The sequence below is a fragment of the Stenotrophomonas sp. RIT-551 genome, from assembly GCF_026241915.1.
In the GTDB taxonomy this organism is placed as follows: Bacteria; Pseudomonadota; Gammaproteobacteria; order Xanthomonadales; family Xanthomonadaceae; genus Stenotrophomonas; species Stenotrophomonas bentonitica_A.
This window is the reverse complement of sequence record NZ_JAPJIU010000005.1, coordinates 66,205-79,125: the sequence shown is the minus strand read 5'-3', so window position 1 is coordinate 79,125 and position 12,921 is coordinate 66,205. Positions and strand designations below refer to the sequence as shown.

At 68.1% G+C, this 12,921-nt stretch carries 10 protein-coding genes; 6 read left to right on the top strand and 4 right to left on the bottom strand.

Annotation, left to right across the window (positions count from 1 at the left end):
- Positions 1-227: 227 nt before the first annotated feature.
- Together ORK51_RS08230 and ORK51_RS08225 are read left to right on the top strand one after the other, a co-directional pair.
- Entirely contained in the window at positions 228-1,394 is a 1,167-nt protein-coding gene (locus tag ORK51_RS08230; protein WP_266084709.1) for an OprO/OprP family phosphate-selective porin, read from the top strand.
- A gap of 56 nt (positions 1,395-1,450) precedes the next feature.
- On the top strand, positions 1,451-4,114 hold the full coding sequence (locus tag ORK51_RS08225) for a hybrid sensor histidine kinase/response regulator (protein WP_266084708.1): 2,664 nt from the start codon (positions 1,451-1,453) through the stop codon (positions 4,112-4,114).
- On the opposite strand, the gene ORK51_RS08220 is transcribed toward ORK51_RS08225, so the two are convergent.
- The gene (locus ORK51_RS08220; protein WP_070425885.1) at positions 4,111-4,761 is read right to left on the bottom strand and encodes a LuxR C-terminal-related transcriptional regulator; all 651 of its coding nucleotides are present in this window, start codon (positions 4,759-4,761) and stop codon (positions 4,111-4,113) included. The genes ORK51_RS08225 and ORK51_RS08220 overlap by 4 nt on opposite strands.
- Before the next feature lie 111 nt (positions 4,762-4,872).
- Here ORK51_RS08220 and ORK51_RS08215 point away from each other — a divergent pair, with 111 nt between their 5' ends.
- A complete protein-coding gene (locus tag ORK51_RS08215; RefSeq protein WP_070425886.1) occupies positions 4,873-6,174 on the top strand; it encodes a CitMHS family transporter in 1,302 nt (433 codons plus the stop codon).
- Here the strand turns inward: ORK51_RS08215 and ORK51_RS08210 are convergent.
- The 3 genes from ORK51_RS08210 to ORK51_RS08200 are packed head-to-tail and all read right to left on the bottom strand — an operon-like array spanning position 6,102 to position 9,311.
- Positions 6,102-7,241 (bottom strand): ABC transporter substrate-binding protein, encoded by a 1,140-nt coding sequence (locus ORK51_RS08210; RefSeq protein ID WP_019183781.1) that lies wholly within the window; start codon positions 7,239-7,241, stop codon positions 6,102-6,104. The genes ORK51_RS08215 and ORK51_RS08210 overlap by 73 nt on opposite strands.
- Positions 7,238-8,620 carry a sensor histidine kinase gene (locus ORK51_RS08205; protein ID WP_156785803.1) on the bottom strand — a complete coding sequence of 461 codons (1,383 nt, stop codon included), beginning with the start codon at positions 8,618-8,620 and terminating at the stop codon, positions 7,238-7,240. The genes ORK51_RS08210 and ORK51_RS08205 overlap by 4 nt, the downstream gene beginning before the upstream one ends.
- Positions 8,610-9,311, bottom strand: a complete 702-nt coding sequence (locus tag ORK51_RS08200; protein WP_261997271.1) for a response regulator transcription factor — start codon at positions 9,309-9,311, stop codon at positions 8,610-8,612. The genes ORK51_RS08205 and ORK51_RS08200 overlap by 11 nt, the downstream gene beginning before the upstream one ends.
- A 156-nt stretch (positions 9,312-9,467) precedes the next feature.
- On the opposite strand from ORK51_RS08200, the gene ORK51_RS08195 reads away from it, so the two are divergent.
- Genes ORK51_RS08195 through phbB form a run of 3 tightly spaced genes read left to right on the top strand, consistent with a single transcriptional unit; the run spans position 9,468 to position 12,784 of the window.
- Positions 9,468-10,649, top strand: a complete 1,182-nt coding sequence (locus tag ORK51_RS08195; RefSeq protein WP_070425889.1) for an OprO/OprP family phosphate-selective porin — start codon at positions 9,468-9,470, stop codon at positions 10,647-10,649.
- Positions 10,650-10,689: 40 nt separating this feature from the next.
- Positions 10,690-12,018 (top strand): CitMHS family transporter, encoded by a 1,329-nt coding sequence (locus ORK51_RS08190; RefSeq protein ID WP_046273531.1) that lies wholly within the window; start codon positions 10,690-10,692, stop codon positions 12,016-12,018.
- A 25-nt stretch (positions 12,019-12,043) separates the two neighbouring features.
- Positions 12,044-12,784: an acetoacetyl-CoA reductase gene (phbB, locus tag ORK51_RS08185; protein ID WP_019183776.1), complete on the top strand. Its 741-nt coding sequence runs from the start codon at positions 12,044-12,046 to the stop codon at positions 12,782-12,784.
- The last annotated feature ends 137 nt before the right edge of the window (positions 12,785-12,921 follow it).

Sequence of the window (12,921 nt, the reverse complement as noted above, 5' to 3'; positions counted from 1 at the left end):
CGCTGGGCGGCATCTGGCGTGGCCTTTTTACGCCCGCATCTCGCCAACGCAGATAACCTATTGGTACTAGCCCCCCGGTTCAGCTGGCCGGACTGCCTACACTGCCCCGGCACCGCGCCCCCACGGCGGCGGGTGGCCCGGCAGCGGATCAAGGGGGACGCACCCACAGATTTGCCGTCCGCGGCCGTTGTTGTTCTGCCCCACCCTTATTCAAGCAGCTACCGCCCATGCGCCCTACGCCCCTGTTCATCGCCCTGGCCCTGACCACCGCCCCGCTCGCCGCCACCGCGGCCGACTGGGACAACTGGCCGACCAAGACCACTTTCAGTGACGGTACCGAGCTGGCAGCGACTGCCAACATCGCCTATGACCTCAACGACTTCTCCGGCGGCAGCGGCATCGAAGACGCCGACGCCGTGCGCCGCAAGGAATTCGGCGCGACCCTGAAGAAGAAGGGCGTGTACGACGCCATGGTCTATTACGACTTCCAGGCCGACACCTGGCTGGACGTGTTCGTCCGCTTCGAGAGCAAGGCCTTCTTCGGCAGCGACATCGGCCGCTTCCGCTTCGGCTACATGAAGACCCCGGTCGGCCTGGACGCCGGCACCTCCTCGCGCGCCGGCAGCTTCCTGGAAACCGCCCTGCCCGTGCAGGCGTTCTACGAAGGCCGCCGCACCGGTGCCGAATGGGTGCTGGAGCGCCCGCAGTACCTGCTGCAGGCTGGCGCCTACGGCGGCAAGGACCTGCAGGGCGACAACCCCGGCACCACCCAGGCCGTGCGCGGCGTGTGGACCCCGGTCAAGGCCGCAGGCGACGTGGTCCACCTGGGCCTGGCCTATTCGCAGGAAAACCCGCGCGGCTACCGCGATGGCCGCGATGTCTCGCACCCGGCCAGCGCCCGCCTGCGCGCGCGCCCGGAAGCCGGCCTGACCGACATCCGCCTGGTCGACTCCGGTGCCCTGACCACCGCCGACAAGATCGTGCGCACCGGGCTGGAAGGCATCTGGATCCGCGGCCCGTTCTCGCTGCAGGGCGAAGCGCTGCAGACCACGGTCAGCCGTGACGGCAAGCCGGATTACACCGGCAGCGGCCAGTACGCGATGGCGAGCTGGATCCTGACCAGCGAATCGCGCCCGTACAGCGCCGGCGCGGTGGCCAACGTCAAGCCGGCCCACGGCTACGGCGCGGTCGAGCTGGTCACCCGCTACAGCCGCATCGATCTGGACGATGCCGACGTGTTCGGCGGCCGCCAGCACGATTGGACCCTCGGCGCCAACTGGTACCTGACCTCGCACTTCAAGTTCCAGGCGAACTACGTCAAGGTCGACGCCAGCCGTCGCGGCGTGCGCAGCCAGCCGGAGATCTTCGAACTGCGCGCGCAGATGCATTTCTGAGCCCGCCCGGCGGACGCGTTGACGCGCGTCCGCCCTGCCCTGCCTAGACTGGCGCCATGTACCGCGTCTCCCGCTATCGCCCCTGGTGGCTGCTCATCGTCCTGATGCTCGGCGGCACGGCGCTGTGTGCGCTGCTGGCCGGGCGCTATGCGCAACAGCGGGCGCTGGATGACGAAAGCCTGCAGGTGCGGCGTCAGCTCGGCCTGTATGCGCAGACCCTGCAGCAGCGCATCGATCGCTTCGGCACGCTGCCGCAGGTGCTGGCGCTGGACCCGGACCTGCACCAGGCGGTGTCCCATCCGCTCACCGCCGCCGAGCGGCAGCGGCTGAACCTCAAGCTGGCCCAGGCCAACAGCGTCACCCGTGCCTCGACCCTGACCCTGATTGACCGGCACGGCATCGCCGTGGCCGCCAGCAACTGGGACCAGCCGACCAGCAATGTCGGCGAGGACTACAGCTACCGCCCCTACTACCAGCAGGCGATGGCGCGCGGCAGCGGGCATTTCTACGGCATCGGCATGACCACGGCCGTGCCGGGCTACTTCCTCTCGCAGGCGATCTACGACGATCGCGGCACCGTGCTGGGCGTGGTGGCGATCAAGATCGAGCTGCGCGCACTCGAACAGGAATGGCTGCAGAGCCCGGACATCGTGCTGGCCACCGACGCGCATGACGTGGTGTTCCTGGCCAACGGCGATGCCTGGCGTTACCGCCTGCTGCGCCCGCTCGGCCCGCAGGAGCGCAGCGAGATGCTGGCAACCCGCCAGTACGCAGACCGCTCGCTGCAGCCGCTGCAGGCCCGCACCGCGGAGGTGCTCGCCGATGGCGGGCGCATGGTGCGTGTGGAGCAGCCCGCCCTGCCACGGCCGGTGCTGTGGCAGACCCTGGCCCTGAACGAACCGCAGTGGAAGCTGCACCTGCTGCATGACGCCAGCGCCAGCACGGCCGTCGGCCGCAGCGCCGCGCTGGCTGCTGGCGGGATCTGGTTGGCGCTGTGTTTCCTGGGCCTGTTCGTGCAGCAGCGCCGACGCCTGGCCGCGCACCGCCAGCGCAGCCGGCGCGAGCTGGAAAGCGTGCTCAAGCAGCATGCACAGGAGCTGCGCACCGCCCAGGACGGCGTGCTGCAGGCCGCGCAGCAGGCCGACAGCGGTCTCAGCCGCAGCCTGGCCCACCTGCCACAGGGCGTGGTGGTGATCGACAACGAGCAGAAGCTGGTGGCGTGGAACGCGCGCTACCTGGAGCTGTTCCGCTTTCCGACCGGGCTGATCCGGGTCGGACGCCCGATCGAGGAGATCTTCCGCTACAACGCGCGCCGTGGCCTGCTTGGCCCCGGGCCGATCGATGAAGCCATCGAACGCCGGTTGAACCATCTGCGCAGCGGGCGCCCGCACATGCGCGAGAGCGAGAAAGACGACGGCACGGTGCTGGAGATCCGCGGCAACCCGCTGCCCGACGGTGGCTTCGTCACCAGCTACGCCGACATCACCGCCTACAAGAACACCGCGCGCGAACTGCGCTCGCTCGCCGATGCGCTGGAGCACCGCGTCGCCGAGCGCACCCGGGATCTGGATGAAGCGCGCCGCGAAGCCGAACGGGCCAACCGCTACAAGTCGCGCTTCGTGGCCTCGGCCGTACACGATCTGCTGCAGCCGCTGAACGCCGCGCGGATGTTCGTTTCGGTGCTGCGCGGCAAGCTGCAGGGCGACGCGCGCGAGCTCAGCGAGCACGTGGATGCCGCGCTCGCGGCGCAGGACGCCATCCTCAACAGCCTGCTCGATATCTCGCGGCTGGAATCGGGGGCGCTGCAGACCCATGTGCGCGCCTTCGCGCTGTCGCCGCTGCTGGAAACGCTGGCGCGCGAGTTCGGCCTGGCTGCCGAAAGCCGCGGCCTGCAGCTGCGCTGGGTGGATACGCGGGCGGTGGTGGTCAGCGACGAGGCGTTGCTGCGCCGGATCCTGCAGAACTTCCTGTCCAATGCGCTGCGCTACACCCCGCGGGGCCGGGTACTGATCGGCTGCCGCCGCGACGGTGCCCAGCTGCGCATCGAAGTGCATGACCAGGGGCCGGGCATTCCCGACAGCCTGCAGGGCGAGATCTTCGAAGAGTTCCGGCGGCTGGACGATGGCGTGGACCAGGAACGCGGGGCCGGGCTGGGCCTGGCGATCGTGGAGCGCATCGGCCGCCTGCTCGGCCACCCGATCCGCCTGCGCTCGACGCTGGGGCGTGGCAGTGTGTTTTCGGTAAGCCTGCCCATGGGCGAGGCGGCAGACGTGGTGCCCGCATCGGCGCCCGCGGCTGCCCCGGTGGTGGACACCGGCGATGACAGCCCGCTACGCCATTGCCGGGTCTGGAGCATCGATGATGATCCGCGGGTCTGCGCCGCCACCCGCGCGCTGTTGGAACGCTGGGGCTGTGCGGTGGAACTGGCCGATGGCCCGCAGGCCGCGCTGGACCTGGCCGCGCCCGCCACGGTGCCGCAGCTGCTGCTGCTCGATGTGCGCATGGGCGAGTTCCATGGCCCCGATCTTTACGAGGCGCTGTGCGTGCAATGGCAGGCGCGGCCCCCGGTGATCCTGGTCACGGCCGAACGCGACGATGCACTGCGCGCGCAGGCGGCCGAAAACGGGTGGGGATTTCTGTCCAAACCGGTGCGTCCGCCGGCCTTGCGCGCGCTGATGACGCAGGTGCTGCTGCGCCATCGCGGTGATGCCACGCGCTAGATGCCGGCGCCTGCGTCCCCTTCCGGCTCCAGCGCCTTCACCAGCACCGCCGCCTGCGTGCGGCTGTGGCACTCGAGCTTCTTCAGGATCGCGGTCACGTGCACCTTGACCGTATTTTCGGCCAAGCCCAGTTCATAGGCGATCTGCTTGTTGAGCAGGCCGTCGGCCAGGCACAACAGCACCCGGAACTGCTGCGGGGTCAGTTGCGCCAGCCGCGTGGCCAGCAGCGCATCGGATTCGGACCGCTCTGCCGCCATCGCCGGGAACCACACGCCGCCATCGAGCACCGCCGCCACCGCCTGGCCGAGCGTTTCGGCCGGCGCTGATTTGGGAATGAACCCCGCCGCGCCGAACTGCTGCGCCCGCCGGATCACGCGCGGGTGGTCGTTGGAGGACACGATCACCACCGGTATGTCCGGATGCGCACCGCGTACGTGCAGCAGCGAGGAGAATCCGCGCGCACCGGGCATGGTCAGGTCGAGCAGGACCAGTTCGATTTCGGCGTGCTGATCGAGCGCGCTTTCCAGCGTGGCGGCACTGGCCACTTCGATCACGTGGACCTGGGGCAGCGCCTGACGCAGGGAATGCACGACCGCAGCGCGGAGCAGCGGGTGGTCATCGGCGACCAGGACGGTGATGTCACTCATGCACGAAGTGTGGCATGCCACCCGGCGCACTGTCGCATTCGGCCGCTGACAGCTGGATGACAGCTCACCGGTGACAGGGTCGGATCGACATTTCCTTGTACTGGAGGCTGCATGCTGACACTCATCGGGCTATTGACCATTGCTGCACTGGTGGCTCTGCTGATCACCGGGCGAACGACGGCCATCATCGCCCTCGTGTTGGTCCCGCTGGTGGCTGCGCTGATTGTCGGAACCGGCACGGATGCGCTTGCTGGCTACTTCAATGACGGCCTGAGGCGGGTCGCCCCGATCGCTGCGATGTTCATGTTCGCGATCACCTTCTTCGGGGTGCTGCAGGATGCGGGGCTGTTCCGCCCCCTGGTTGACGGGCTGGTGCGGATGACTGCGGGCAATGTCGTCGCGGTCGCCATGATGACCGCACTGCTGGGGATGGTGGCGCATCTGGACGGTGCCGGTGCCACCACCTTCCTGCTCACCGTGCCGGCGCTGCTGCCGCTGTACCGGCGCCTGCACATGAGTCCGTACCTGATGCTGCTCCTGCTGGCGACCGGTGCAGGCATCTTCAACATGCTTCCGTGGGCGGGTCCGCTCGGGCGCGCTGCCGCCGTGACCGGCATCGACGTCGGCGTGCTGTGGCAGCCGCTGCTGCCGGTGCAGGTGGTCGGTGCGGTGTTGCTGCTGGCGATGGCGGCCGTGCTGGGGCTGCGCGAACGCGGGCGTGCTGCCCGCCTTGCCGCCAGCGGTGGCGACCTGGCGCCTGCCGGGACCGCTGCGCCGCTGCCCCGCGCAGCGGCGCCGGTGCCCGTGCGCCATGCGGGGCTGAACGCGCTGCTGTTCGTCGCGGTCCTGGGTGCGCTGGTCGGTAGTCTGTTGCCCTCGGCCTACATCTTCATGATCGGCCTGGCGCTGGCCCTGCTGATCAACTACCGGCGCCCCGCGCAGCAGATGGAGGCGATCGCCGCGCATGCGCCGGCGGCGCTGAAGATGGGTGCGATCATCCTGGCCGCGGGCTCGTTCCTGGGGGTGATGGACGGCAGCGGGATGCTGCGCTCCATCGCGGCGGACCTGGCCCATGTGCTTCCCGATTCCATGCTGCCATGGCTGCATGTGCTGCTCGGCGTGGTCGGCTTGCCGATGGAACTGCTGCTCAGTACCGATGCCTACTATTTCGGACTGCTGCCGGTGGTACTGGAGATCACTACGCCGCTCGGCGTGGACCCCGCACACAGCGTGTATGCGCTGACCATCGGGAACATCGTGGGGACCTTCATCAGCCCGTTCTCACCGGCGCTATGGCTGGCGCTGGGGCTGGCCGGAGCGGACATCGGGCGCCACATCCGCTACTCGCTGGGGTGGATGTGGGGCTTCTCTCTGCTTCTGTTGGGGGCTGCCTGGTTGCTGGGCGTGTTCTGATCTTCGCGCGGCGTGCTGTCACTGCCTGCGGGCAGCACGCTGGCGCGCCAGGCTTCCAGGAACTGGCGACGCTTGAGTGCGTCCAGATACACCAGCAGGCCGGGGCCGAGCTGGATCGGGCGAAGGTTGCTGGATGGCCCGCCGCCAGTAGTAGCCGCGGGCAGGATCGAGGTCAGGCGTGCCTCCCGTGAGAGGACCTGCTGCCCGCGCGGAGACAGCAGGTAATCCAGGAATCGGCCCGCTTCCTCGGGATGCCGGCTGCTGCGCGGTATGACCGCCGTACGCAGCACCACCAGGGTGTAGTCCTCCGGCTCGACGATGGCCAACGGCGCGCCGGCCTCGATCCGTGCGCGTGCATACGACCCCAGCACGTTGTAGACAAGCGCCAGTTCGCCCCGGCTGACCCGGTCCAGCAGCACGCCGGTCCGTTCCTCCAACTGCACCGCGTTGTCGCCCAGTGCACCCAGCAGCGCGCCGGCAATGCTGCCGCGCTGGCTGTCCTGGGTGGCCATGAGGTAACCCACGTTGCTGCGCTCGATATCGTACGTGCCCACCCGCCCTTTCAACGGTGCATCGGCAGCGTGCAGCAGATCGAGCAGTTGCCGGCGCGTGCGCGGCACCCGGTTCGCCGCCAGGCGGCGGGTGTTGTAGACCATGACCACCGGCTCGTAGCTGATCCCGAACGCCTCGTGCCGCCACTGCGCCCAGGAGGGCAAAGCATCGGTCTGCGCCGAGCGGTGCGGCAGCGCGTGTCCATCGTTGACGAGCTTGGTCTGCAGGTCCATGCCGCTGCTGATGAGCAGATCCGGTGCCGCACCAGGCCCCGGCACGTGCAGGTAACGGCTGTAGATATCCTGGGTGATGATGTCTTCGTAGATCACCTCCGTCCCCGGATGCAGCCGCTGGTAGTCGGCGATCACCGTGGCGAACACCTCGATGTCGGTCGAGCCATGGATGCGCAGCTGCGCGGTGGGCGTGCCCTGCGCGGGAAAGCGCTGCACGTCGCCGGGGTCGGCCGCTGCAGTGAAAGCCACCAGCATCAACCACAGACCAGACAGAACCTTCATGCGTGCCTCCTCGGCAGCCGGATCGTGGCGATCAGGCCGCCGCCCACCCGGTTGGACAGATCGATATGGCCGCCATGGCTGTCAACCACGCGCTTGACGATCGCCAGCCCGAGCCCGGCGCCACCGGCGGCCGCACCTTCGCCACGCGCGAAACGCTCGAAGACCCGCTCCGCATCGGCCGGCGCGATGCCCGGGCCGTGATCGGCGATGGTCAGTACGCAGTGGGTGTCATCGGTGGTCAACGCGAGCTGCAACGCGCCGTCCCCACCGTACTTGAGCGCGTTGTCGATCAGGTTCTTGATCGCTTCGCGCAGCAGCAGTGCATCGCCGTTGACCCAGGCCGGCTCGCGGGTCACCGCCAACTGCACGCGGGGTGCGGGCAATGCCTGCGGGAGCGCCTCATGCAGGGCCTGGTGCACGGTCTCGGCCAGGTCCACCGGCGCGAACCGCTGCAGGTTCGCGCGATGGATCACGCTGGCATCGCTGAGCAGCTGGTTGAGCAGGCGGCTCATGTGGGTGGCGTTGCGCTCGATCGCCTGCAGGCTGCGGCGCATGTCCTCCGGATCATCATCATCCAGTGCCAGCTGCGCCTGCGCGCGCAGCGCAGCCAGCGGCGTACGCATCTGGTGCGCGGCCTCGGCCATGAACGCGCGCAGGGTTTCATTGCTGGTCGACAGCCGCCCCATGAAGCGGTTCAGCGCACCGACCATCTGGTCCATCTCCTGCGGCGTGGCCGCATCCAGTGGCCGCAGATCGGAGGGCTCGCGCCGGGACAGCTCGCGTTCGACCCGCACCAGCGGCCGCAGCGCCCGGTGCACGCCGAGCGCGACCAGGGCCAGCGACAACAGCGAGAGCACCACGATCGCGACCAGGGCGCGGGTCACCATGTCCTGGGCCAGCGCCTCGCGTGCGCGCCGGGTCTGCCCGACCTGCACACGGACTTCCGCCTGCGCGGACGGGGAGGAGACCCGCCGCGACACCACGACGAAGCGCACGGTCTCGCCGCTGTACGGCGCATCGAACAACTGCGGACGATCGGTCGGCGGGCGCGGCGGTGCCGGCAGGTCGTCGTAGCCGGTCACGGTCTGGTTGCGTGCATCGGAGACGCGATAGAACACGCGGTCTTCCGGCGCCATCGCCAGCAGGTCGAGCGCGGCGTAGGGCAGATCGACCTGCCACTGCGCCTCCACCAGCGCCACCGAATCGATGATCGACAGTGCCGAGGACACCAGCAGGTGATCGTAGGAACGATTGGCGGCGCGCTGGCCATAGTCGCGTGCACCGAAGAACAGCGCCACGGCGAACAGCGCCATCAAGCCGCCGAGATAGAGCCACAGCGTGCGCCGGATCGAGCTCGGCGCGCGGGCATCACCCGCCATCGGGACGGCTGCCATCGGGCGTGGCGTCGTGTGCTTCGAGCAGATAGCCGCTGCCGCGTACGGTGACGATGCGCAGCGGTGCATCGGCCAGCTTGCGCCGCAGGCGACCGACGTAGAGTTCGATCGCGTTCGGGCCGGCCTCGTCATCGAAGCCGAACAGGCCGTTGCCGATCTCGTCCTTGCCCACCACCTGCCCCAGCCGCCCCATCAGGATCTCAAGCAGGCGGTACTCGCGGTTGGGCAGCTCGATCGGCTGGCCCTCCAGGCTGACCCGGTGCGCGGCGTTGTCGAACTGGAAGCCACCAATCTGCACCACCTCGCTGGCCTGCCCGCGGGTGCGGCGCAGCAGCACGCGGCAGCGCGCCTCGAACTCGCGGAAATCGAACGGTTTGCCGAGGTAATCATCCGCGCCGACATCCAGCGCCTGCACGCGATCTTCGATCCCGTCACGCGCGGTGAGCATCAGCACCGGCGTGCTGTCGCCGCGCTCGCGCATGCCGGCCAGCACGCGCAGACCGTCCAGCTTGGGCAGGCCGATATCGAGCACGACCAGATCGAAGCTCTGGTAGCGCAGCACGCTCGCCGCGGCCAGCCCGTCGCTCTGCCAGTCCACGGCATGCCCACTGCGGCGCATGCGGCGGACGATCGCGTCGGCCAGGTCCGGGTTGTCTTCCACCAGCAGGATGCGCATCGGTCGGGATCGGGAAAGGTGCGGGAATGCTAGCGCGTGCGGCCGCCTCCGTGCGCTTCGCTGCGCTGCAGCAATGACTGACAGGTGGATGACAGCATCCCGGCACTAGGCTGCGCCCTCGCGTCACCACCGAACATCCGGCACCTGGGAGGGTCCATGGAACTGAACGCATTGCGCTGCTGTCTGCCGGCTGCCTGCACGCTGTTGTTGGCCGCGCCGGCCTGGGCCGCCGACGACCGTGATGACGAGCGCCCGGTCACCGCCAGCCTCGGCGGCCGCCTGCACCTGGATTTCGCCGATTTCCACAACGACCGCCGCGGTACCCCGAACAAGGACGACACCGAGATCCGCCGCGCGTGGCTTGACGTATCCGGCAAGTTCTTCGTGGTCGACTACAAGATGGAAGCGGATTTCTCCGGCGACCGGGTCGAGGCCAAGGACGTGTTCGTCAGCCGCAGCTTCGGCGAAGCGGGCAAGCTGACCGTGGGCCAGTTCAAGCAGTTCTTCTCGCTGGATGACCGCACCAGCTCCAACTACGGCTCCTTCCTGGAGCGCGGCAACGCCGGCACCACGCTGGCCCCGCTGTATCGCCTCGGCGCGTCCTGGCAGGCCGCACGCGGCGACATGACGTGGGCGGCCAGCGCCTACAGCCTGGAGAGCATCGACGCATGGCAGGTCAAAGGCCGTGCCGCCGGTGGCCGCGCTACCTGGGCGCCGGGCGCCACCGCCGGCGACGTGCTGCACCTGGGCCTCTCGCTGGCCCATGAGCGCTACGACAACCCCGGCACGGACGGCGTGCCTGCCCTGCGCATCCGCCCGCGCCCGGCCGGCCACCTCTCCGATAACAGCCGCCTGACGCTGGTCGATTTCTCGGCCGGGCGCGATACCGACGTCAACAAGTGGTCGCTGGAATACGCACAGGTGAACGGGCCGCTGTCCTGGCAGGGCGAGTTCAGCGGCGCCACCTTCGACGATGGCAGCCAGCGCGGCAAGGTGCTGGCCGGCTACGGCCTGGTCAGCTGGTTCGTCACCGGCGAATCGCGCGTGTACGACCGCAAGACCGGGCGCTTTGGGCGGGTCAAGGATTTCCAGCACCGGGCCGGCGCGTTCGAACTGGCCCTGCGCTACGACCAGATGCGCGGCGACCAGCACCTGATCGGCCAGCCCGACCTGCGCGACGGCCAGACCGAAGCCTGGACGCTGGGCGGCAACTGGTACATGCGCCCGAACCTGCGCTTCATGCTCAACCTGATCGAAAGCCGCAACCGCGACCGTCTGGCCGACGCCACCGTGGACCGCACCCGTGCCGTGACCGGCCGCCTGCAGTACGACTTCTGATCCCCTCCTTCCCCTCTGTTGCTTCTGGAGAATGCAGATGATGCTGAGCATCCTCGGCTTTGGCATGGTCATTACATTCATGTACTTGATCATGAGCAAGCGGCTCTCGCCGCTGGTTGCCCTCATCACCATTCCGATCCTGTTCGCGCTGATCGGCGGCTTCGCAGCCGGTATCGACGACATGATGCTGGAAGGCATCAAGAAGATCGCGCCGACCGGCGTGATGTTGATGTTCGCCATCCTGTACTTCGGGGTGATGATCGATGCCGGGCTGTTCGATCCGCTGGTGCGGATCATCCTGCGCTTCGTCAAGGGCGACCCGATGAAGATCGTGCTCGGCACCGCCATCCTGGCGATGCTGATCTCGCTCGACGGCGATGGCTCGACCACCTACATGATCACCGTGTCGGCGATGCTTCCGCTGTATCAGCGGCTGGGCATGAACGCGTTGAACATGACCTGCGTGACCATCCTCGCCGGCGGCGTGATGAACCTCACCCCGTGGGGTGGCCCGACCGCGCGTGCCGCCACCGCGCTGCACGTGGACCCGGCCGACGTGTTCGTGCCGCTGATCCCCTCGATGGTGATTGCCTGCGCCGGCGTGCTGGTCCTGGCCTGGTACCTGGGCATGAAGGAGCGCCGCCGCCTGGGCGTGGTCACCCTGCCGCAGGGCGGCAGCTGGATGGACAACAGCGTCTCCGATGATGGCAACACCCTGCCGACCGTGGAAGATGCCGAAGACATCAAGCGGCCGAAGCTGCTGTGGGTCAACCTGGCCCTGACGCTTGCCCTGATGACCGCACTGATCATGGGCGTGCTGCCGATGCCGGTGCTGTTCATGGTCGGCTTCGCCATCGCCCTGGTCATCAACTACCCGAACCTGGCCGAGCAGCGCCGCCGCGTGGTCAACCACGCCGGCAACGTGCTGTCGGTGGTGTCGCTGATCTTCGCGGCCGGCATCTTCACCGGCATCCTCAACAACACCGGCATGGTCGAGGCGATGTCGCACAGCTTCCTGGCGGTCATTCCCGACAGCTGGGGTCCGTACCTGGCGGTGATCACCGCGTTGGCCTCGATGCCCTTCACCTTCTTCATGTCCAACGACGCCTTCTATTTCGGCGTGCTGCCGATCCTGTCCGAGGCGGCCGGCAACTACGGCATCACCCCGGTGGAAATGGCGCGTGCCTCGCTGGCCGGCCAACCGGTGCATCTGCTCAGCCCGCTGGTGCCCTCGACCTATCTGCTGGTCGGCCTGGCCAAGGTGGAGTTCGCCGATCACCAGAAGTTCACCCTGAAATGGGCCATCGGCATTTCGCTGCTGCTGATGTTCGGTGGGCTGCTGTTCGGTCTGTATCCGCTTGCGTCCTGACCCGTTTACCAAGGAGCGTTCCGCCATGACTCTTCGCATCGCCTACGTCACCAGCGCCATGGGCAGTGTCGGCACTGCCATCTGCCAGAAGCTGGCCCGCAACGGCCACACCGTGGTGGCCGGCTGCGCACCCAATTCGCCGCGCAAGGCTGCCTGGCTGCGCGAACAGCGCGAGCTCGGGTTCGATTTCATCGCCTCGGAGGGCAACGCAGCGGACTGGGCCTCCACGGTGGCGGCGTTTGCGAAAGTGAAAGCCGAGGTGGGCGAGATCGACGTGCTGGTCAACAATGCCGGGGGCAGCCGCGATGTGTTGTTCCGCCAGATGAGCCCGGACGACTGGAATGCAGTGATGGGGTCCAACCTGCACGCGCTGTTCAACATCACCAAGCAGGTGATCGATGGCATGAGCACGCGCGGCTGGGGCCGGATCGTGAACATCGGCTCGGTCAGTGCGCACAAGGGCCAGATCGGCCAGGTGAACTTCGCGACGGCAAAGGCGGCGATGCATGGTTTCAGCCGGGCGCTGGCCAATGAGGTGGCGACGCGCGGGGTGACGGTGAATACGATTTCGCCCGGGTACATCGCGAGCCAGTCGATCAGCAGTTTCCCGCCGGATGTACTGGATCGCCTGGCGGGGTCGGTGCCGATCCGTCGTCTGGGCAAGCCGGAGGAGGTGGCCAGTCTGTGCGCGTGGTTGGCGTCGGATGACGCGGCGTATGTGACGGGTGCGGATTATGCGGTGAATGGTGGTCTGCACATGTTCTGAGGATTTTGCGCGTCCTGCTTGATGCGTGACCTCCCCCACGAGGTGAGCCGCGATGCTGATAGGCGTCGCGGCTTTTTTTTGGCTGGTTTGCGATGTGTGGGCGTGGTTTCGGCAGTGTCGGCCGCTGGCCGGCACCT

Bases quoted from the DNA above. Each gene is read 5' to 3' on its own strand.
- ORK51_RS08230 (WP_266084709.1), top strand. From the start codon at position 228: ATGCGCCCTACGCCCCTGTTCATCGCCCTGGCCCTGACCACCGCCCCG.
- ORK51_RS08220 (WP_070425885.1), bottom strand. From the start codon at position 4,761: ATGAGTGACATCACCGTCCTGGTCGCCGATGACCACCCGCTGCTCCGC.
- ORK51_RS08225 (WP_266084708.1), top strand. From the start codon at position 1,451: ATGTACCGCGTCTCCCGCTATCGCCCCTGGTGGCTGCTCATCGTCCTG.
- ORK51_RS08210 (WP_019183781.1), bottom strand. From the start codon at position 7,241: ATGAAGGTTCTGTCTGGTCTGTGGTTGATGCTGGTGGCTTTCACTGCA.
- ORK51_RS08190 (WP_046273531.1), top strand. From the start codon at position 10,690: ATGCTGAGCATCCTCGGCTTTGGCATGGTCATTACATTCATGTACTTG.
- phbB (WP_019183776.1), top strand. From the start codon at position 12,044: ATGACTCTTCGCATCGCCTACGTCACCAGCGCCATGGGCAGTGTCGGC.
- ORK51_RS08215 (WP_070425886.1), top strand. From the start codon at position 4,873: ATGCTGACACTCATCGGGCTATTGACCATTGCTGCACTGGTGGCTCTG.
- ORK51_RS08195 (WP_070425889.1), top strand. From the start codon at position 9,468: ATGGAACTGAACGCATTGCGCTGCTGTCTGCCGGCTGCCTGCACGCTG.
- ORK51_RS08200 (WP_261997271.1), bottom strand. From the start codon at position 9,311: ATGCGCATCCTGCTGGTGGAAGACAACCCGGACCTGGCCGACGCGATC.
- ORK51_RS08205 (WP_156785803.1), bottom strand. From the start codon at position 8,620: ATGGCGGGTGATGCCCGCGCGCCGAGCTCGATCCGGCGCACGCTGTGG.